16 protein-coding genes are annotated in these 20,891 nt (G+C 65.1%); 11 read left to right on the forward strand and 5 right to left on the reverse strand.

Annotated features, from left to right (window positions below; genetic code table 11):
* Window positions 1-43 precede the first annotated feature (43 nt).
* The 4 genes from OKW26_RS04520 to OKW26_RS04535 all read left to right on the forward strand — a co-directional run bounded on the left by OKW26_RS04520 (window position 44) and on the right by OKW26_RS04535 (window position 3,758).
* On the forward strand, window positions 44-1,495 hold the full coding sequence (locus OKW26_RS04520; RefSeq protein WP_429352807.1) for a glycosyltransferase family 2 protein: 1,452 nt from the start codon (window positions 44-46) through the stop codon (window positions 1,493-1,495).
* 214 nt (window positions 1,496-1,709) lie between these two features.
* Complete coding sequence (locus OKW26_RS04525) at window positions 1,710-2,900, forward strand: aromatic ring-hydroxylating oxygenase subunit alpha (RefSeq protein ID WP_184057830.1); 1,191 nt, start codon at window positions 1,710-1,712, stop codon at window positions 2,898-2,900.
* A 225-nt stretch (window positions 2,901-3,125) separates the two neighbouring features.
* Window positions 3,126-3,251 carry a hypothetical protein gene (locus OKW26_RS04530; RefSeq protein WP_260335064.1) on the forward strand — a complete coding sequence of 42 codons (126 nt, stop codon included), beginning with the start codon at window positions 3,126-3,128 and terminating at the stop codon, window positions 3,249-3,251.
* A 72-nt stretch (window positions 3,252-3,323) separates the two neighbouring features.
* A complete protein-coding gene (locus OKW26_RS04535) occupies window positions 3,324-3,758 on the forward strand; it encodes a rubredoxin (RefSeq protein ID WP_184057832.1) in 435 nt (144 codons plus the stop codon).
* 33 nt (window positions 3,759-3,791) lie between these two features.
* On the opposite strand, the gene OKW26_RS04540 is transcribed toward OKW26_RS04535, so the two are convergent.
* Window positions 3,792-4,646 carry an oxidoreductase gene (locus tag OKW26_RS04540; RefSeq protein ID WP_429352808.1) on the reverse strand — a complete coding sequence of 285 codons (855 nt, stop codon included), beginning with the start codon at window positions 4,644-4,646 and terminating at the stop codon, window positions 3,792-3,794.
* 230 nt (window positions 4,647-4,876) lie between these two features.
* Window positions 4,877-5,815, reverse strand: coding sequence for a LysR family transcriptional regulator (locus tag OKW26_RS04545; RefSeq protein WP_429352809.1), 939 nt, complete (start codon window positions 5,813-5,815; stop codon window positions 4,877-4,879).
* 108 nt (window positions 5,816-5,923) lie between these two features.
* Between OKW26_RS04545 and lysA the strand changes: the two genes are divergently transcribed.
* Window positions 5,924-7,192 (forward strand): diaminopimelate decarboxylase, encoded by a 1,269-nt coding sequence (gene lysA, locus OKW26_RS04550; RefSeq protein WP_429352810.1) that lies wholly within the window; start codon window positions 5,924-5,926, stop codon window positions 7,190-7,192.
* A 50-nt stretch (window positions 7,193-7,242) separates the two neighbouring features.
* Here lysA and OKW26_RS04555 read toward each other — a convergent pair whose 3' ends face one another.
* Window positions 7,243-8,163 carry a LysR substrate-binding domain-containing protein gene (locus OKW26_RS04555; protein WP_184057856.1) on the reverse strand — a complete coding sequence of 307 codons (921 nt, stop codon included), beginning with the start codon at window positions 8,161-8,163 and terminating at the stop codon, window positions 7,243-7,245.
* A 114-nt stretch (window positions 8,164-8,277) separates the two neighbouring features.
* Here OKW26_RS04555 and OKW26_RS04560 point away from each other — a divergent pair, with 114 nt between their 5' ends.
* The 3 genes from OKW26_RS04560 to OKW26_RS04570 all read left to right on the forward strand — a co-directional run bounded on the left by OKW26_RS04560 (window position 8,278) and on the right by OKW26_RS04570 (window position 11,372).
* The gene (locus OKW26_RS04560; RefSeq protein ID WP_184057858.1) at window positions 8,278-9,045 is read left to right on the forward strand and encodes a transporter substrate-binding domain-containing protein; all 768 of its coding nucleotides are present in this window, start codon (window positions 8,278-8,280) and stop codon (window positions 9,043-9,045) included.
* Window positions 9,046-9,082: 37 nt separating this feature from the next.
* The gene (locus tag OKW26_RS04565) at window positions 9,083-10,198 is read left to right on the forward strand and encodes a succinylglutamate desuccinylase/aspartoacylase family protein (protein ID WP_429352811.1); all 1,116 of its coding nucleotides are present in this window, start codon (window positions 9,083-9,085) and stop codon (window positions 10,196-10,198) included.
* Between the two features lie 256 nt (window positions 10,199-10,454).
* Entirely contained in the window at window positions 10,455-11,372 is a 918-nt protein-coding gene (locus OKW26_RS04570) for a dihydrodipicolinate synthase family protein (protein WP_090807963.1), read from the forward strand.
* 110 nt (window positions 11,373-11,482) lie between these two features.
* Here OKW26_RS04570 and OKW26_RS04575 read toward each other — a convergent pair whose 3' ends face one another.
* Together OKW26_RS04575 and OKW26_RS04580 are read right to left on the reverse strand one after the other, a co-directional pair.
* A complete protein-coding gene (locus OKW26_RS04575) occupies window positions 11,483-13,639 on the reverse strand; it encodes a phosphocholine-specific phospholipase C (protein ID WP_429352812.1) in 2,157 nt (718 codons plus the stop codon).
* Window positions 13,640-13,727: 88 nt separating this feature from the next.
* Window positions 13,728-14,087, reverse strand: a complete 360-nt coding sequence (locus OKW26_RS04580; RefSeq protein WP_429352813.1) for a hypothetical protein — start codon at window positions 14,085-14,087, stop codon at window positions 13,728-13,730.
* A gap of 200 nt (window positions 14,088-14,287) precedes the next feature.
* Here OKW26_RS04580 and OKW26_RS04585 point away from each other — a divergent pair, with 200 nt between their 5' ends.
* The 3 genes from OKW26_RS04585 (at window position 14,288) to zwf (ending at window position 20,850) form a co-directional block, all read left to right on the forward strand.
* Window positions 14,288-16,258, forward strand: a complete 1,971-nt coding sequence (locus tag OKW26_RS04585) for an amylo-alpha-1,6-glucosidase (RefSeq protein ID WP_429352814.1) — start codon at window positions 14,288-14,290, stop codon at window positions 16,256-16,258.
* A gap of 51 nt (window positions 16,259-16,309) precedes the next feature.
* A complete protein-coding gene (locus OKW26_RS04590) occupies window positions 16,310-19,120 on the forward strand; it encodes an MGH1-like glycoside hydrolase domain-containing protein (RefSeq protein WP_429352815.1) in 2,811 nt (936 codons plus the stop codon).
* Between the two features lie 110 nt (window positions 19,121-19,230).
* Window positions 19,231-20,850 (forward strand): glucose-6-phosphate dehydrogenase, encoded by a 1,620-nt coding sequence (zwf, locus tag OKW26_RS04595; RefSeq protein WP_429352816.1) that lies wholly within the window; start codon window positions 19,231-19,233, stop codon window positions 20,848-20,850.
* Window positions 20,851-20,891 lie beyond the last annotated feature (41 nt).

Consider the following 20,891-nt stretch of genomic DNA (forward strand, 5'->3'; position numbering starts at 1 on the left):
TTCGCCTACTAACCGTAACCCAACTGAACCTGAAACACTCGCCTTGAAGAAGACTCTCGAACAGGCATTCGCTGTCGCGTCGCCGCGCATTCTGCCGCGTCGCGCGACGCTATCGAGCACGCTGATCCATTCCAGCGTCGTCGTGCTGTGGGCACTGCTGTTCGCGCGAGCATTCTTTCTGCGTGGCGCGCTCGCGTGGTCGACCGGTATTGCGTATGTCGCATACGACACGTTGCTGCTCGCGTTCGTCACGTGGAAGTCGTTGCCGCTCAGGCGCCGCGCGGCGCCGCTCGAAGCCGACCACGAACGGCGCGAGTTGCCGGGCATGGGTGTCATCGTCGCGTCGCGTAACGAGGCGGCCGTGTTGCCGGTCACGCTCGCCGCGCTGCTGCGGCAAACGCACGGCCCCGCGCAGATCGTGATCGCCGACGACGGCTCCACCGACGCCACCGCCGAGCTGCTCACGCAACGCTTCGGCCTCACGCCCGCCGCCGATGGCGTGCTGAGCGCGCCGAGCTCGCTGCATCCGAACCTGTTCTGGCTGCGCGTGCCGCACGGCGGCAAGGCCCGCGCGCTGAACGCCGCGATCACCGTGATGACGACCGACACCGTGATGACCGTCGACGCCGACACGCTGCTCGACGACGACGCCACCTACGCGATGCGCGCCGCGTTCGCGAGCGAGCCGTCGCTCGTCGCGGCAGCGGGCATTCTCGTGCCGGTCTGCGGCAAGTCGCTGTCGGGCCGCGTGTTCCAGTGGTTCCAGACCTACGAGTACATGCGCAACTTCATCGCGCGTTTCGCGTGGATGCGCGCGGACAGCCTGCTGCTGATCTCGGGCGCATTCGCGTCGTTCCGGCGCGATGCGCTCGTCGCGGTCGGCGGCTTCGATCCGCAGTGTCTGGTCGAGGATTACGAACTGATTCACCGGCTGCGCCGCTATTCGGTGGATCACGAGCTCGGCTGGGACGTGCGCGTGGTCGGCGAAGCGCATGCGCGCACCGATGCGCCCGACACCCTCGCAAGCTTTCTGCGCCAGCGCCGCCGCTGGTTCGCGGGTTTCCTGCAGACCCAGTACTGGAACCGCGACATGACCGGCAATCGGCGCTACGGCACGCTCGGCATGCTGATGCTGCCAGTCAAGGCGGTCGACACGATGCAGCCGATCTACGGCCTCACGGCATTCGCATTGCTACTCGGTTTTCTGTTCGGCGGACACGGGGCGATCGTCGTGTCGATCTTCAGCGTGATCGGCCTGAAAACGGCGATCGATCTGGCGTTTTACCTGTGGAGCATCCATCTCTACCGGCGCTGGACCGGCGAGCGCAGTGGCAACAGTCTCGGCATGGCGATGCTCGCGGCCGTTGCGGAGCCGTTCTCGTTCCAGCTCGCGCGTCACCTGGGCGCCGCGCTCGGCTGGCTGCATTTTCTGCGCGGCGGCCGCGCGTGGGGCGTGCAACGGCGCTCCGGGCTCGTTGCGGTCGACGAGGATTGAGCAGCTCGACGAGCAGGTCAATGTTTCCGTAGGGCGGGTGTGGTAAAGGTAGCTCGTTCACCCTGATGCGCGCTGCCGCGCAATGTGTGCTGCGATGCATCGCGCATGCCGGCGAAAGTGCCATGCGGCGGCTGCATCAAGTAGACTGATGAAGATGCCGCACTGCGATGCAGCGCGGCAACCTTCCATCCGCTGGTGCACGGAGGCTTGACCTATGCATGCAGTTCCCCCGCTCGAACAGGACCAGGAATCCGCAGGCGCAACGCTCGCTGCCGCGCCTGCTCAAGCCACTCACGAGGCGCCGGTGCGCGATCTGCGCCGCGTCGCCATTCATCCGGATTACTGGTACCCACTCGCGTGGTCGCATGAAGTGAAGCGCGGCAAGACGCTCGGCGTGACCTTCGCCGGCGATCCGATCGTGCTCGCGCGCACCGGGAGCGGCAAAGTGTTCGCGCTGGAAGATCGCTGCGCGCATCGGCAGGTGCCGCTGCATCAGGGCGTGGTCGACGGCGAATCGATTCGCTGCGGCTATCACGGCTGGACCTACGACTGCTCGGGCAAGTGCATCGACGTGCCGTACCTCGGCCGCGAGCGTCTACCGAACGGTGTGCGCTCGTATCCGTGTCAGGAAGTGGAGGGGCTGATCTTCGTGTTTCCCGGCGACGCCGCGCTCGCGGAGGAGCGGCCGTTGCCGGGCTTTCGCTCGGTGTCCGACCCGAAGTACAAGACGCGTCGTTTCGGCCGTCCGGTCAAGTGTCATTATTCGTTCATGCACGAGAACCTGATGGACATGAATCATCAGTTCCTGCATCGCCGCCAGATGGGGCGCATGCGCGCGCGTTCGCTCGGGCGGCGGCGCGGTGAGGGCTGGGTCGAGGTCGACTACACGTTTGCGCGCATGGAGGGGCAGCAGCCGCTAGGCGAGGCGATGGTGTTCGGCGAGAGGCGCAAGACCGGTGGCTCCGGCGACAAAGACGTCATGACGATCCGCACCGAATACCCGTTCCAGACGCTGCAAATCCGCAACGACGAGCAGACGCTGGTGATGGACCTGTGGATCGTCTATGTGCCGCTCGACCGCGAGCAGCGCACCAACCGAACGTTCGGGCTGCTGTCGATCCGCAAGCCCGGCATTCCGGGTGTGATGAATCTCGCATGGCCGCTGCTGGTGTGGTTCACCGAGCGCATTTTCAAGGAGGATCGCGAGATCGTCGAGGCGGAGCAGCGCGCCCACGATTCGCAGGGAGCGGACTGGAATCACGAGGTGTTCCCGGTCATCAACGACTTGCGCGCGCTGCTGCGCGAGTGCGGCGCGCCGGACCAGGTGGTCGGCGCGGGCACCGGCGATACGGCGGTGATCCGTTTCTGGGATTCGCGTCACGGCGATCCGCTCGCCAAGACCTGAGCGCGGCGCGGCGCGGGTGTGTTCACCGGCGCCGCGCACCCCGTCCCGCCACGGCTTTCCCCCTCGCCTGGAATTAATCCATCTCCCCACGGTAGACAATGCGCGGCGCGCGAGCGGCGATAATATCGCCCGGTACTCTGATTGCGCGCGAGTTTGCGCCAATCGACATTCGTCGCGTCCGCACCCGTGTACCATTGCGCTTTTTCCGAACTTCAAGACTCGCTCGTGACCACGCAACAAACCCCCGCCAACTCGCGTAAATCCCTCACTCTGCTGCAGTTGCTTGGCCTGATCGGCGCCGCTGGCCTGATCGCCTCGATCGCGCTGAATCTGCTGGTCCACGCGCACTGAAGCAGCGCCCGCGTCGCGCGGGCAGCCTTGTGCCGGCGCGCGTCGCCGGCTTTCTCGAGATTTTTGATTGCCATGTACAAGAAGGGCGTAGCCGTAGAAATCCAGTTTTCCCCCGAGCGGCTCAACGACGGCGCCGGCGATCCGTACTGGATCGATCTGACCCGCGACGAAGCGCAGCGCCTGCTCGACAGCCTGAAGGCGCGGCTCGCGGGAACCGGTAGCGGCACGGTCGCGCCGCTCGTCGTGAGCCTCGATGCGACGGCGCGCACGTGCGCGGCGGATGCCGCTGCGACCGGTACGCCCGATGCGCGGTCGGCCGCGAACGTCGCCACAGCCGACGACTTCAAGCAATGGGTCTGCGTGATCTGCGGCTGGGTCTACGACGAAGCCGCCGGCGTGCCGGAAGAGGGCATCGCGCCGGGCACGCGCTGGGCCGATGTGCCGGCCGACTGGCGCTGCCCGCTGTGCGATGTGGGCAAGGAAGATTTTGCGCTGGTGGAGTTTTAAGCGGCGGGCCGAGGCTCGGCTGATAAACCCGCTCTACACCGTCCCTTCTGGATAATCTGCCCCTTCGCTCGTCGCTCGCCAGGTGTCGAAATCGCCGCGCAGAAAGTCGAGCTTCCTGTACGCGAGCTCGAGCGCGGTCTTGCCGAGCAGCAGACGCAGCGGCGGCGCGTCCGACAACGCCGCATCGATGATCGCCTGCGCGGCTCGCACCGGGTCGCCGGCCTGGTTGCCGCTGCGCGCTTCGGTCTGCTTGCGGCGCTCGCCGGCGGTCGACGCATAGTCGTCGATCAACGTTGCCGACTGCTTGATCGACGGACCCGCCCAGTTGGTGCGAAACGGCCCAGGCTCGACGATCAGCACGCCGATGCCGAGTGGTTTCACTTCCAGCGCGAGCGATTCCGACAGCCCTTCCACTGCGTACTTCGTCGCATGGTAGTAGCCGGTCGCCGCGAAACTCGCAATCCCGCCAATCGACGACACGTTGACGATCAAACCGCTGCGCTGCTCACGCATGATCGGCAGCACGGCCTTCGTGATGTCGACGAGGCCGAACACGTTGGTCTCGAACATCGCGCGGACTTCGCTGTCCTCGCCTTCCTCGATCGCGGCCAGATAACCGTAGCCCGCGTTGTTGACGAGCGCGTCGACGCGGCCGAAATGGCGCTTCGCCTGCGCGACCACGGTTTCTATCTGCGCGCGATTGGTCACGTCGAGCGGCAGCACCAGCGCGCGCTCGCCGTGCCCCTCTGCGATGTCCTTCACTTTCGATGCATCGCGCGCGGTGACGACCGCGCGCCAGCCGCGTTCGAGCACGAGCTTCGCGAGTTCGCGGCCGAAGCCGGTGGAACAGCCTGTGATCAGCCAGACGGGATTGTCTCGATTCATCATTTGGAACACTCCTGTTGAGGGTCTATGACGTGAAGACTGGAAAACGGCGCTAACAACGGCGCCCCGATGCGGCGCAGACGCGCGGCGCGTCGGTAATCGGTATGCGGGTGATGTCAGCTCGAAGCGTGCCCGGTTCGCGCGGCGGACGGTTCGGGCGGTGGCCCCGCGCGAACGCGCGTGGCGCTGCGCGGATTCGCCCGGCGATGAAGCGGGGGACGCCGCCGTGACTGCTATGAATGCGATGACCGCTTGGGGCTGGTGTGGCGCTTCAATTGTAGCCGCAGCGCGGCGGCTTCGCTTTGCAGCGCGCCGACGAACGCGTCCGCGAGCGGATGCGCGGGCCGGTGCTCGGGACGGATCACGCTGACGCGAAACGGCAGCGACGACGCGAGCGGCCGGATATGCAGATTGTGGCCCGCGAAATCGAGCGCGGTCAGCGGATTGACGATCGCAATGCCGAGCCCTTGCCGCACGAAGCTGCACACGGACACCGCGGTCGGCGTTTCGATCAGCAGGCGGCGCGCGATGTCGGCTCGCGCGAACGCTTCGTCGATTTGCAGCCGGTATGGATCGTTCGCGGACAGGCTGATGAACGCCTGATCGGCGAAATCTTTCAATGCGATCACGCGTTTCGCGAGCAGCGGGTGAGCGTCGGGCAGCACACACACTTCATCGACGGCGATGAGCGGCGTGAGCCGCGTGCCGGGCGGCGGCGCGTCGTGCTCGGTGAGGCCGAGGTCGTAGCGCTGCGCGCTCAGCCATTCTTCGAGAAACGGCGACTCCCGCGTCGCGATCGATACGCTGACGCCCCGCTGCACATCGTGAAAGCGTTTGACGGCGCCCGGCAGGATCGAATGCGAAAACACCGGCAGCGCGATCACGGACAGCTGGCCACCCTTGAATTCGCGCAGCGCGGCCGCCGTCGACGCGACGCGTTCGAGCCCGACATACGCGCGCTTGATCTCGTCGAACAGCGTCAGCGCGGATTGCGTGGGACGCAGCCGGCCCTGCACTCGCTCGAACAACGCGAAGCCGATGCTCTGTTCCATGCGCGCAAGTTCGCGGCTTACGGTGGGCTGCGACGTGAACAGCATCTCGGCTGCCTTGGTCACGCTGCCGGCCGTCATCAGCGCGCGGAAGATTTCGATGTGCCGGTGCGTGAGCGCCATGGTGGGTCCGTGCTATATCAAAAGTGAATAGGCGAGCAATAGATTGGTATTTTACTGAATGATCGCCGCGGCTCATCATGTCGGCTATCGCTTTCGCAAAGCTTCGACATGCAACCGACCATGACGCCATTCGACTCCCGTCAACTCGCCGACCTCGCGCGCCAGCACGGCACGCCGCTATGGGTCTATGACGCCGACACGATCCGCCGGCGCATCGCGCAGTTGCGCAGTTTCGACACGATCCGCTACGCGCAGAAGGCCTGTTCGAACGTGCACATCCTGAAGCTGATGCGCGACGAAGGCGTGATGCTCGATGCGGTCTCTTTGGGTGAACTCGCGCGCAGTTTTGCCGCGGGCTATGCGGCTCAACCCGCATCGAACGGTGGGCCCGAAGGCGTCGTCTTCACCGCCGACGTGCTCGACCACGCGACGCTGGCCACCGTGCTCGACGAGCGAATCACGGTCAACGCCGGCTCGCCCGACATGCTCGAACGGCTCGGGAGACACGCGAGCGAAGGCCATCGCGTGTGGCTGCGGATCAATCCCGGCTTCGGTCACGGCCACAGCAGCAAGACCAACACAGGCGGCGAGCACAGCAAGCACGGCATCTGGCGCGATGACCTGCCACGCGCGCTCGAACTGGTGCGGCGCTATCGGCTGAAGCTCGTCGGGCTGCATATGCATATCGGCTCGGGTGTCGATTACGCGCATCTCGCGAAAGTGTGCGATGCGATGGTCGATGCGGTGTCGCGACTCGATCAGGATATCGAGGCGATTTCCGCGGGTGGTGGTTTGTCGGTGCCGTATCGCGATGACGAGATAAGTGTCGATACCGCGCATTATTTCCGGCTGTGGGACGACGCGCGGCGCCGCATCGAAGCACGCGTCGGGCATCGCGTGCGACTCGAAATCGAACCGGGGCGCTTTCTGGTCGCGCAGGCAGGTGTACTCGTCGCCGAAGTGCACGCGCTGAACCGGCGGCCGTCGCGGCAATTCGCGTTGCTCGATGCGGGCTTCAACGACCTGGTGCGGCCGTCGTACTACGGCAGTTATCACGAGATCAGCGTGCTTCGGCGCAACGGCACGCCGAGCGATGCGCCGGCCGGCTCGTTCAGCGTGGCGGGGCCACTGTGCGAAGCCGGCGACGTGTTCACGCAGGCGCAAGGCGGTGTCGTCACGAGCCGGTCGATGCCCGCGCCTCGAGTGGGCGACCTGCTCGTGTTCCATGACACAGGCGCGTACGGCGCGTCGATGTCATCGAACTACAACAGCCGGCCGCTCGCGCCCGAGGTGCTGATCGAGCGCGGCAACGCGCGGCTGATCCGGCGCAGGCAGCGCATCGAAGAATTGATAGCGCTCGAAGCAACGGCGGCTTGAGCGGCGCATTGGAGCTCAACACTCAACACTCAACGCTCAATGCTCAACGCTCAATGCGCCCGCACCGCGCGCGTGTACGACGCGATCATCGTCGCGAACTCCTGCGCGGCTGGGGTCAGCGGAATCGCGGCGCGTTGCAGCAGACAGACGTTCTGCTGCAACGCGCGCTCGCGCACGGGGATCGTCGTCAGCACGTCCGCGAACGGCCCGCGCTTCGCGATGACCGATGATTCGAGCGACAGGCAATCAGTCGCGGCTACCAGGTGCAGCGTCTCGTACAAGCCCTCGACGGTCGCGACGATCTTCGGCGGCGGCAAGCCGTAGCTATCGAACAGATGGCTCAACCGGTTCACGTGCGGCTCCTCGGTCAGATTCGGCGAGCGCGTCGTCACCCACGTGCAATCGACGAGTTCGGCGAGCGACTTCGCGCGCGCCTTCGGATGACCGCGCCGGCACACGATCACCGGGTCGGACGGATAGAGCGGCGTGACCGACAGATCGGCGGTGTCGGTCTGCTTCGATACGAGCGCGACAGCGAAATCCAGCGTGCCTTCGCGGATCCACGAAATCATCATGCGCGACGTGCCCGTGCGCAGATGCACGGCGACGCGCTCGAAGCGCGCACGAAATTCCATCAGCACGGGCGCGAACGCGTCGACGAGCGGCTCTGTCGTCATGCCGAACGTGACCTCGCCCACGTAGTCGCCGCGCAGTTGCCGCACGTCCTCCTCGGCACGCTCGCATTCACCGAGGATCGCGCCGGCCCGCTGCAGCAGCCGCTGGCCCAGCGCGGTCAGCGCAATGCCGCGATTCGTGCGCGTGAACAGCGTCGCGCCGAGCATCGATTCGAGGTTCTGCAACTGCTGCGTGATGCCGCTTTGCGCGATGCCGAGCGCGCGCGAGGCCGCGCGGATGCTGCCATGCTCGGCGACCGCCGTGAACGCGCGCAGCTGGGAAATCGTCAATGCCATGGCGTCAGGGTTTGATGATCGGTAAAAGTGATCATGATAGTCCGAACGGGACTTCTTTGAGGCGCCACAGCGGCTTACGATCACGCTGTCCTGATCCGCTCATCGTCGCCTTCCATGAAAACTCCACTGATGACTCTCTGCGCCGCGCTGGCTTTCAGCAGCGGCGCGTTCGCCGCTGACGCCACCACGTTGCGCCTCGGCATCGATCCGACCTATCCGCCGATGGACTCGAAGGCGCCCGATGGCAGCCTGAAGGGCTTCGACGTCGATCTCGGCAACGAGATTTGCCGGCGCATCCACGCGCATTGTCAGTGGGTCGAACTCGAGTTTTCCGGCATGATTCCGGCGCTGCAGGCGCGCAAGATCGACGCGGTGCTGTCGTCGATGGCGATCACCGAGAAGCGCGAGCAGCAGATTCTGTTTTCGTCGAAGCTGTTCCAGTTCAAGTCGCGGCTGATCGCGCGGCAAGGCTCGTCGCTCGCGCCTACGGCGAGCGGACTTGCCGGCAAGCAGATCGGCGTGCAGTCGGGCACGCAGTTCGAGAGCTACGCACTGAAGAACTGGACGCCGCTCGGCGCGAACGTGGTCGCCTACAAGAGCCAGGACGAGGTGTTCGCCGATCTGCAGAACGGCCGGCTCGACGGCGCGTTGCTCGGCACCGTCGAGGCCGATTACGGCTTCCTGCGCACGCCCGCGGGCAAGGGCTTCGCGTTTGTCGGCGAGCCGCTTTCGATGGGAGATCGCGGCGTCGGCATCGGCTTGCGCAAGGACGAAACCGCGGTGCAGGCATCGATCAACGCGGCGATCGCGTCGATGCGCAAAGACGGCACCTATGCGCAGATCGCGAAGAAGTACTTCGACTTCGATCCGTACGGCAATTGATCCAGATTTCCAACATTATCTTCACGGCTTTCCATTCATGAACAGGCAATCGATTCCGCTTGTGTCGCCAGCCATCGGCACGCACCGCGAACTGGTGTCGTTTCATTTCGGCCCGGCCAATAGCGGGCAGAAGATCTACATCCAGGCGTCGCTGCATGCCGACGAAACGCCCGCGATGCTGACCACGGTGCTGCTGAAGCGGCGTCTGCGTGAGCTCGAGGAAGCCGGCGCGCTGAGCGCTCAAATCGTGCTCGTGCCGGTGTCGAATCCGGTCGGGCTCAGTCAATACGTGCTCGGGCAGTTCATCGGCCGCTTCGATCTCGGCAGTGGCAAGAACTTCAACCGGCATTTCGTGCAGTTCGCAAAGCTTGTCGCGAAAGCGAAAGAGGCGCTCGGCGCCGACGCGAACCAGAACCGCCGCATCGTGCGCGAGCTGCTCGCGGCCGAACTCGCGCAACAGAAGCCGCTGACCGAATTCGAGTCGCTGCAACTGGCGCTCTTGAAGTTGTCGTGCGACGCGGACGTCGTGATCGATCTGCATTGCTCGCTCGAAGCGGCGATGCATGTGTACACGAGCGAATCCGCTTGGGCCGAGTTCGAGCCGCTGTCGCGCTATCTCGGTGCAGAGGCGTCGTTGCTCGCGACCGATTCGGGCGGCGGCGCGTTCGACGAAACCCACAGCCTGCTGTGGTGGACGTTGCAGCAGCAGATGCCGGCGAGCAAGCCGGTGCCGACCGGCTCGATCGCGGTGACGGTCGAATGCCGCGGCCAGCGCGACGTGTCGTATGAAGTCGCGCAGCAGGATGCCGACGCGCTCGTCGACTATCTGGTGTGGCGCGGCGCGATTCGGGGCGAGGCCAAACCGTTGCCGCCGCTGCTGTCGGCGGCGACGCCGCTCGCGGGCAGCGAGCAGTTCTATGCGCCGGTGAGCGGGATTCTCGTGCACCGCGCGAAGATCGGCGACAAGATCCGCGTCGGCCAGCCGCTGTTCGATATCGTCGACCCGCTGACCGACGAGACGACCACGATCGAGAGCCAGACCGAAGGGGTGCTGTACATGCGGCGCGCGATCCGTTTCGCGACGGCCGGTGCGCCGCTCGGTCGCGTGACTGGCACGCGGCCGATCCGAACGGGCGTGTTGCTGGGCGCCTGATCGCGAGCGGCTATGCCGGACTCGGCATCCAGGGGCCGCCTCGAAGCCTCACGCGACGGTGCTGACGTGCGCCTCAGCCGCCTTGCTGCGAAGTCGCCGGCGCCGCCCGGCCGGCGATCCGGCGCCTCGCCTCTTGTGCGGATTTAATCTCTTTCAGCCACGAAAAAGCCCAAGCCCGCCTCCGGATAAAGGCCGATACTCGTCGTCATACTCAACGTGTGTCGGCGCGGCCGGCTTTTTGAAGGAGACGGACAAAGTGAGCAAGGCTATCCAATGGAGCGGGGTGTTTCCCGCCGTCAGCACCCAGTTCAAGCCGGATTTTTCGCTCGACATCGACGCGACGCACCGAGTGGTCAGCAATCTCGTCAAGGACGGGGTGTCGGGTCTGGTGGTCTGCGGCACGGTTGGCGAAAACACCTCGCTGAGCACGTCGGAAAAACTGCAGGTGATAGAGGCGGCGCGCGACGCGGCTGGCGGCAAGGTGCCGGTCGTCGCGGGTGTCGCCGAGTTCACGACCGAGTTCGCGCGGCAGACGGTGCGTGAAGCCGCGCGTGTCGGCGTCGACGGCGTGATGGTCATGCCGGCGCTCGTCTATTCCGCGAAGCCGCACGAAACTGCCGCGCATTTCCGCTCGGTCGCGACCAGCACCGATCTGCCGGTGATGATCTACAACAACCCGCCCATCTACAAGAACGACGTCACGCCGGACGTGCTGATCGCACTGCAGGACTGCGAGAACATCGTCTGCTTCAAGGATTCGTCGGGCGATACGCGACGCTTCATCGATCTGCGCAACGCGGTGGGCGACCGCTTCGTGCTGTTCGCCGGCCTCGACGACGTCGTCGTCGAAAGCATCGCGGTCGGTGCGCAAGGGTGGGTGTCGGGCATGTCGAACGCGTTCCCGAAGGAGGGCGAGACGCTGTTCCGCCTCGCCACGCAGAAGCGTTTCGATGAAGCGCTGTCGCTGTACCGCTGGTTCATGCCGCTGTTGCACCTCGACGCGCGCCCCGACCTCGTGCAATGCATCAAGCTGTGCGAGGAACTGCTCGGCCGCGGCAGCGCCGTCACGCGTCCGCCGCGCCTCGCGCTGCAAGGCGACGCGCTCGCCGAAGTCAAAGACATCGTCGCCAAGGCGCTCGCCACGCGTCCGGCGCTGCCGGACGTCGGTCTCTAAGCACCGCGTTTCAATACGAGCCTTAAAAAACATCGGCACCCTGTCCGCCACGTAGGCGGGACAGGATGCCGAATCTTACTGCGAGTAAGCAGGGCGGGGCGGTTGTCGCCTCAACTCGCGCTCAGCACCGGCGCAACCGCAGCCGGATCGCTGATACTCGGCCGGCCGTTCTCGACGTGACCGGCAAAGCGGCGCGAGAAGCTTGCGTCGTCACTGCTCGTCACCGTCAGGTCGTACCAGTGATGGCTCGACGCAAGCACCCAGCCTTCTTCGATACGCGCATTGGCCGGCACGACCACGGTGCGCGGGCGCGCGCCGTACGCGTTGTCGATCACCGTCAGATGCGCGATGCCGCCGCCGCTGTTGGTGAACTTCAGGAACGCGTTGCCATTCGCGACGTCGTATTGCACGGTCACTTCAGGCCGCGCCGGCTGGTTGTCGGCATGACCGTTGCCATGGCCATCCTGCGTGCTTTGCGTGCTCGCCTGGGTGTTGCCCGCGAACTTGCGCACGAAGCCGTTCGGGCCGAACACGTCGAATGCATACACGCCGTTCGTCGTGCTCAGGTCGAACGTGTCGCTGAGCGACTTGCCCGCTTCGACCGTGTAGCGCCACGGACCGTCGGTGCGATTCGTCGCGTACACGTAGAAGTGCGCGCCCTGGTCGCCGGTGTTGCCGATCGTGATTTCGAACGTGTCGTTGCCCGCGTTCGCCGCGCCGTTCACATGCAGTTCGTACGGCAACGCACGCGCGAAACGGATGCCCGCTTCCTGCGCATCGACCGGAGTCGGCGTCGTCGGCACGGTCGGCTTCGGTTGCGTCTTGCACTGGTTGTCGGCCATGCTCATGTAGTTGCTGGTGTCCGGCAGCGACGGCATCTTCGCATCCGGCGTGCGGAAGTCGAATGCGGTGGTCAGGTCGCCGCACACCGCGCGACGCCATGCCGTGATGTTCGGCTCATGCACGCCGAAGCGCGTTTCGATGAAGCGGATCACCGAGGTGTGATCGAACACCTGCGAGCACACGAAGCCGCCCTTGGTCCACGGCGACACGATCGTCATCGGCACGCGCGGGCCGAGGCCGTACGGATAGCCGTCGGCGGTGTAACTGCCGCCGCGCAGCGGATTGACGACATTGTGGATTTCGCCGTCGGTCGTGACCGTCGACTTGCCCTGGGTGGAGGTCGTCGGCGGCTGCGGCGGCACGAGGTGATCGAAGAAGCCGTCGTTCTCGTCGTACATGATGAAGAGCACGGTCTTGCTCCACACCTCGGGGTTCGACGTCAGCGCGTCGAGAATCTGCGACGTGTATTCGGCGCCGTACGCGGGCGTGTAGCTCGGATGCTCCGAGTAGGCGGCCGGCGGGCACAGCCACGACACCTGCGGCAACTGGTTCGCGAGCACGTTGGCTTTCAGGTCGTCGATCGTGCGCACGGTTTGCGCGCGCTCGTAGAGCGGCGAACCCGGCTGCGCGTTGATGAAGTTCGTGAAGTTCTGCAGGATGTTGGTGCCGTAGTTGCCGTTCAGCGGATCGGCGCCCGACGTGCCCTGCTGATAGATCTGCCACGAAATGCCCGCCGCCTGCAGACGCTCCGGATACGTGGTCCACGACAGCAACTGATAGTTCGGCGGACCATCGCCGTCGACCCAGTCGTTGTTGTCGAGCAGCGGGCCGCCCATCGTGCCGGTCGGGTCGACCATGCCGGTCATCAGATACGCGCGGTTCGGGTGCGTCGGTCCCGGCAACGAGCAGAAGTACGCATCGCAGATCGTGAAGGCGTCGGCGAGCGCGTAGTGGAACGGGATGTCGCTACGCAGGTGGTAGCCCATCGTCATGTCGGTCTTGTTGGCGGGCCACTGGTCGTAGCGGCCGCCGTCGATCGCGTACTGGGTCTTGTACCACGAGTGATCGAGATCGCCGACGCATTGCGCGCTCGTCGTCGCGGTGTCCAGATGGAACGGCAGCACCGGCTTGGTCGGGTCTTCCTTCGACGGCTGATTCCACACCGGCAGGCCGCTCGGCAGCGGAATCGGGAAGCGGTCGTTATAGCCGCGCACGCCGCGCAGATGGCCGAAGTAGTGGTCGAACGAGCGGTTCTCCTGCATGAACACGACGATGTGCTCGACATCGCGAATCGTGCCCGTGCGCGAAAACGCGGGCACGGCGAGCGCGTTGCGGATCGACTCGGGCAATGCGGTCATCGCGGCGGCGGCGCCCGCGGATGAAGCCACGGTTTGCAGGAAACGGCGACGGCTAGTTGATGTCATCGAATATCACCTTCTGCGTAGGGGAAGAATAGCGCGCGTGAGCGTGCCTGGGGGTGTTTCGTGGTCGGTTACGCGTTGCTCTTGCTGATCAGTTGCGAACTAGTTGTTCGCGCTGTCGCCGGGGCGCGTAGCGCATGACCGGCGCGACCTGCTGGCTGTCGGCCGCGAGACTGGCCTGCATGTTTTGCGTGATCGCGTCGGTGGCGGCTGCGCCACTTGCCGTGTTGCTCGCCGTGTCGTTCGCCGTGTTGTTCGCGAATGGCGCTGAGGCGTTGGGAGTCGCCACTGCCGCTGCCGCCATTGCGGGTCGTTGCGCCGCGTCGTTCGGCGCAAGGCTCGTGGTCGTCGCGTTGCTCGTGGAAGAGGAGTCGTCCGCGCCGCAACCGTTCAACGCTATCGTGGCAAGCACCAGCGATGCGGCGCTCGCGATGCAACTGATTTTTCTCATGTCTGCATCCGGTTCGATGAAAGCGGGTGCAGTCTCCATTCCTTTCAAGAAATAATTGTGAAACGTTTGCGCCCGGCATAACTTTCGATAAATCGTCGGTTGATCGAAAGAAAATGGAAAGTATCGGGAAGGTCAATGTTCATGGCACTGCCATCTGCGCTATGTTTGCTGCTTTATCGTTCGCGCATGGGCACGATTCAATGACTCGCATCGATTCACCCATCGACATCTCGCAACTCGAAAACGAATGGCTCGAAGCCGACGGCTTCGGCGGCTTTGCTTCGGGCACGCTCGGCATGTTGCGCACGCGCCGCTACCATGCGCTGCTGCTAGCCGCGACGCGCGCGCCGGGCGGGCGCATGGTGCTCGTCAACGGCATCGAGGCGTGGGTCGAGGCGGGCGGCGAGCGCTTCGCGTTGACCATGCAGCGCTATGGTCCTGACGTGATCTATCCGGATCTGCGCGGCCGCCTTGCCAGCTTCGACACCGCGCCGTGGCCGACATGGCGCATTCAAGTCGGTGCGCACGCGGCGATGATCGCCGACGTGTTCGTCAGCAAAGCGACGTGCGAAACGGTATTGCGCTGGCGGCTCGAAGGCGGCGAACTCGATGCGCCCGTGCTGAAGATCAGACCGTTGCTGTCGGGCCGTGACTATCATGCGCTGCATCACGAGAATCCGGCCTTCAACTTCGGCGCGCAAGTCAGCGCCGATCAATCGTGCGCGAGCTGGCAACCGTATGGCGGACTGCCGGTCGTGCGAGCGGCGACGAACGGTGCCTATACGCATGCGCCCGACTGGTATCGCAACTTCTGCTACGTGCGCGAGCAGGAGCGCGGTCTCGATTGCAGCGAAGATCTCGCGACGCCCGGCGTGTTCAGCTTCGATCTCGCGGAGGGCGACGCGGTGATGATTCTGAGCGCGTCGAGCACGTCCGCCACCGAATGCGCGAACGACAAAGCCCAAACCACCGCCCACGCCGCCCAACTCGCCCACACCGAACAACAACGCCGCGCCGCACTCGGCTCGCGCCTGCAACGTTCGGCCGACGCCTACGTCGTCACGCGCAACGAAGGCCGCACGATCCTCGCGGGCTTTCCGTGGTTCACCGACTGGGGCCGCGACACGTTCATCGCGATGCGCGGCCTGCTGATCGAGTCGAACCGTCTCGACGATGCCGAAGCGATCCTGCTCGAATGGTCGGGCACGCTGTCCGAAGGCATGCTGCCGAACCGCTTCCCAGACTATGGCGACGCGCCCGAATACAACTCGGTCGACGCGTCGCTATGGTTCATCGTCGCGGTTCACGACTATCTGGCGACGCCGCATGCGGGCGCGCAAACGCGCGCGCATCTGCAGCAGGCCGCCGAAACGATCCTGACCGGCTACACGAACGGCACGCGCTTCAACATCGGCGTGTGCGCGGACGACGGCCTGCTGCGCGCCGGCATCCCCGGCGTGCAACTGACGTGGATGGATGCGAAAGTCGGCGACTGGGTCGTCACACCGCGCATCGGCAAGCCGGTCGAAGTGCAGGCGCTGTGGATCAACGCGCTGCGAATCGCGTCAGCATGGAACCCGCAGTGGCGGCAAGCTGCCGAGCGTGCAACGCTCGCGTTTCGCCGGCGCTTCGTCGACCCGGCCACCCAGGCGCTGTTCGATAACGTCGACGTCGATCATGTGCCGGGCACGGTCGACCGCTCGATCCGGCCGAATCAGATCTTCGCGGTCGGCGGCCTGCCGTTTCCGCTGCTCGAAGGCGCGGCGGCGCGCGCGGTGGTGGGCCAGGTCGAAGCGCAATTGCTGACGCCGCTCGGCCTGCGCACGCTCGCGCCGTCCGATCCCGCGTATCGCGGCCGCTACGGCGGCGCGCCGCGCGAACGCGACGGCGCCTATCATCAGGGCACCGCGTGGTTGTGGCTGATCGGCCCGTTCGTCGAAGCGTGGCTGCGAGTGAATGGCGCGAGTGCCGATAATCTCGCGCAGGCGAGGGCGCGCTTTCTCGCCCCGCTGTACGCGCATCTCGATCACGCGGGCCTCGATCACCTGTCCGAGATCGCCGCCGGCGACGCGCCGCACGCGCCCGCCGGCACGCCGTTCCAGGCCTGGTCGCTCGGCGAATTGCTGCGCGTCGAAAGTCTGCTTGCCCGACTCGAGCACGACGGCGCGTAAACCGCGCTACGATGTGGGTCCCACCGCCAGGCCTGTTGCAAGGACGTTTTCATGCCACCGCTGCGCGCTGCCAATCTGCTCGCCACGATCGAAGGTTCCCGACTGCATTCGCCCGAATGCGGCCACTGGCAGCGCTGGGGGCCGTATCTGAGCGAGCGCCAGTGGGGCACGGTGCGGGAGGACTACAGCGCGAACGGCACCGCCTGGGACTCATTTCCGCACGACCATGCGCGCAGCCGCGCCTACCGCTGGGGCGAAGACGGCATCGCCGGTTTCGGCGACGACCGGCTCAGCTGGTGCGTGTCGCTCGCGCTGTGGAACCGCAAGGACCCGATCATCAAGGAGCGCCTGTTCGGCCTGACCAACTCGCAGGGCAATCACGGCGAGGACGTCAAGGAGTTGTACTTCTATCTCGACGGCACGCCCACGCATTCCTACATGCGCATGCTGTACAAGTACCCGCACGCGGCCTATCCCTACCAGGACCTGATCGACGAAAACGCGCGCCGCGGCGGCGATATGCCAGAGTACGAAGTACTCGATACCGGCGTGTTCGACGATCAGCGCTATTTCGACGTCCAGATCGAATACGCGAAGCACACGCCCGACGACATCGTGATGCGTGTGACGATCGAAAATCGCGCGGACGAAGCGGCGTCGCTCGATGTGCTGCCGCAGATCTGGGCGCGCAACTCGTGGTCGTGGAAAGAGAACAAGGACAAGCCGAAGCTCGTCGCCGGTACCGGTCATGACGGCGCGGTGCGTCTGCTTGGCCATCACCATGTGCACGAACCGATCGTCGTGACCGCGTGGTCGAAGGATGCGCCGCAACTCGCATGGCTGTTCTGCGAGAACGACACCAACGTGAAGCGGCTGTTCGGCATGGACGGCGCGGGCCCGTTCAAGGACGGCTTCAACGACTACCTCGTGCACGGCGACGCGAACGCGATCCGTCACGACGCGGGCACCCGGGCCGCCGCGCATGCGGCGCTCGAGTTCGGGCCGCACGGACGCGCGGTCGTGTATCTGCGCTGGCACCCGCAATCGGCGACCGATGAAGCGCCATTCGATGCCGACGCGTTGATCGCGCGCCGCCGCGCCGAAGCCGACGAATTCTATGGCGCGTTGCAACACGAGATCACCGACCCCGATGCGCGTCTCGTGCAACGTCAGGCGCTCGCCGGCATGCTGTGGTCGAAGCAGTACTACCAGTACGACGTGCAGCGCTGGCTCGACGGCGATCCGCTGCAACCGAGCCCGCCCGCCGCGCGCAAGCACGGCCGCAACACCGACTGGCGGCATCTGTGCAACGCGGACATCGTGTCGATGCCGGACAAGTGGGAGTACCCGTGGTACGCGTCGTGGGACCTCGCGTTTCATGCGGCCGCGTTCGCGCTGATCGATCCGGCGTTCGCCAAGAAGCAGTTGCTGCTGCTCGTGAAGGACCGCTATCAGCACCCGAACGGCCAGTTGCCCGCTTACGAATGGGCCTTGAGCGACGCGAACCCGCCGGTCCATGCATGGGCCGCGTGGCGCGTGTACGAGATCGACCGCGCGCTGACCGGCAAGGCGGACCGCGATTTTCTGGAGCTCATGTTTCACAAGCTGCTGCTGAATTTCTCGTGGTGGGTGAATCGCAAGGACGCCGACGGCCACAATATTTTTCAGGGCGGTTTTCTCGGGCTCGACAACGTCGGCATCTTCGACCGCTCGTCGCCGCTGCCCACCGGCGGCCACATCGACCAGGCCGACGGCACCGCGTGGATGGCCGCGTATGCGCTCGACCTGATGCGTATCGCGCTCGAACTCGCCTACGCGAACCATGTGTTCGTCGATATTGGTGTGAAGTTCTTCGAGCACTTCCTGTACATCGCGGAAGCGGTCAGTTGCGACGACGGCTGCGACACGGGCCTGTGGGATAGCGAGGACGAATTCTTCTACGACAAGCTGCGCCTGCCCGACGGCAGCAGCATGCCGATGCGCGTTCGCTCGATCGTCGGACTGATACCGCTGTTCGCCGTGCACGTGCTCGAGGAGCGTTTGCATGGCGGCTTGCCGGGCTTGCGCGAGCGCCTCGTGTGGTTTCTCGAGCATCGGCCCGATCTCGCGAAGCTGGTGTCGCGCTGGAACGAGCCCGGCAAGGGCAACGCGCTTTTGCTGTCGCTGCTGCGCGGGCATCGGATGAAGGCGTTGTTACGGCGCGCGCTCGACGAAAGTGAATTTCTTTCCGATCACGGCGTGCGGGCGTTGTCGCGTTGCCATCGCGATCATCCGTTCGTGTACCAGCACAACGGCAACAGCTTCTGCGTCAAGTATCTGCCGGCCGAATCCGATACCCGTGTGTTCGGCGGCAATTCGAACTGGCGCGGGCCGGTGTGGATGCCGGTCAACTATCTGCTGATCGAATCGCTGTACGAGTTTCATCGCTATTACGGCGATGATTTCCGCGTCGAGTATCCGACCGGGTCGGGCCAGAAGTTCTCGTTGAGCGAAATCGCCGACGAACTCGCGCGCCGCGCGACCACGCTGTTCCTGAAGGACAAAAACGGCGAGCGGCCGGTGATGGGTGCGTATCCGCTGCTGCAGGCGGACCCGCGTTCGCAGGATCTGATCCTGTTCCATGAGTATTTTCATGGCGATAACGGTCGTGGCGTCGGGGCTTCGCATCAGACCGGCTGGACCGGGCTCGTCGCGTTGCTGTTGCAGCCGCGCGCCATGGCGGCATCGGGCAACGTGCCGCTGGCGGGGGAACCGGCGCCGGCGCCCGCGCCGATTCCGGTGCCGGCGGCTTCTGCGTCCGCGGTAACGCCGGCGGTGGCGAAAGAACCGGTACCGTCGCTCGCGGCCACGACGACGAAATAAGCATGCCGCGCGCTCACGCGCGAACGCAATTGAACTGTGCGGCAGCGCCCGTGGTCTTTCATGTATCGCCGCGTTCGTTCTATCGGCTTACCGAGGTCCAAGTGAATCCCATGTCGAGCACACCGAACCCTTCCGCTTCTCCCGATCAACCCAACGCAACGCCCGCGCTGAGCTGCAAGCTCAGCGCGAACCGATACGACGCCCTGTCGTCGCCGGCCGGCAAGAAGCCCGCGCCGCCGTGCACGCTCGTGATCTTCGGCGCGGGCGGCGATCTGACCAAACGTCTGTTGATGCCGGCGCTCTACAACCTCGCGGTCGATGGCCTGCTTGACGACAGCATGAAGATCATCGGCGTCAATCACGGCGAGCGCGAAACGCGTGAATGGTGCGACGAACTGCATACCTCGCTGCAGAAGTTCGCCGCCGACAAGGCCAGCACCTTTCACGCCGGCAAGCTCGACGACAACGCATGGAACTGGGTCGCGCAGCGCCTCGAATACATGGCGGGCGAGTTCGAATCCGACGATACGTTCGCGAAGCTGAAGCAGAAGCTCGATCAGTCGAAAGGCGGTAACGCGATCTTCTACCTCGCGGTCGGCGCGCGTTTTTTCAAACCGATCACCGACCGGCTCGGCAAAGCCGGCCTGCTGAAGGAAGGCGACGGCGCGAACGGCGGCTTTCGGCGTCTCGTGATCGAGAAGCCATTCGGCACCGATCTCGCGTCGGCGCGCGATCTGAACGCGCACATCCTGTCGTATGCGCGGGAGTCGCAGGTGTACCGCATCGATCATTTTCTCGGCAAGGACACCGTGCAGAGCATCCTCGCGGTGCGCTTCGCGAATGCGATGTTCGAGCCGATCTGGCGGCGCGAGTACATCGATTGCGTGCAGATCACGGCGGCGGAAACGATCGGCGTCGAGGGGCGCGGCAGGTTCTACGAGCAGACCGGCGCGTTTCGCGACATGGTGCCGAACCACCTGTTCCAGCTGCTCGGCATCGTCGCGATGGAGCCGCCGAATTCGTTCGAGGCCGAAGCCGTGCGAAACAAGAAGGCCGAGCTGTTCGACGCAATCCAGCCGCTGACGTCCGCCGACGTCGTCTTCGGCCAGTACGAAAAAGGGCCAGCCGGCGTCGGCTATTGCGAGGAGCCCGACGTCGCGCCCGGCAGCACGACGGAAACCTACGCGGCGGCGCGCGTGTTCGTCGAGAACTGGCGCTGGGCCGGCGTGCCGTTCTATCTGCGTACCGGCAAGCGGCTCGCGGTGCGCCGCACCGAGGTTTCGGTGCAGCTGAAGCCGGTGCCGTTCCGCCTGTTCCGCGATACGCCGGTCAACGCATTGACGCCGAACGTGCTGACCATTCGCATCGATCCCGAGCACGGCTCGAGCTTCGATTTCAATGTGAAGGTGCCGGGGCCGGTGATGCAGGTCGGTCCGGTACAGTCGTCGTTCAACTATGGCGACTTCTTTGCGGAAAGCGCGAACGTCGGCTACGAGACGCTGCTGTACGACTGCATGTTTGGCGACGCGACGTTGTTTCAGCGCGCCGACAGCATCGAGACGAGCTGGTGCGCGGTCGACGACGTGCTGCATCCGAGGAGTGGCGGCGCGGTTGCCGTGCGCGGCTATGCGGCCGGCAGCGACGGGCCGGCCGAAGCCGACGCGCTGCTCGCGCGCGATGGCCACGCGTGGCGCCCGTTGCAGCAGAAAGCGCCCGGTGGCAAGTCATAGCGGCAACTTTGAACCAACCCGCAGACCCGCATCACAACCGC

This window comes from Paraburkholderia sp. 32 (genome assembly GCF_050435345.1).
GTDB lineage: Bacteria > Pseudomonadota > Gammaproteobacteria > Burkholderiales > Burkholderiaceae > Paraburkholderia > Paraburkholderia tuberum.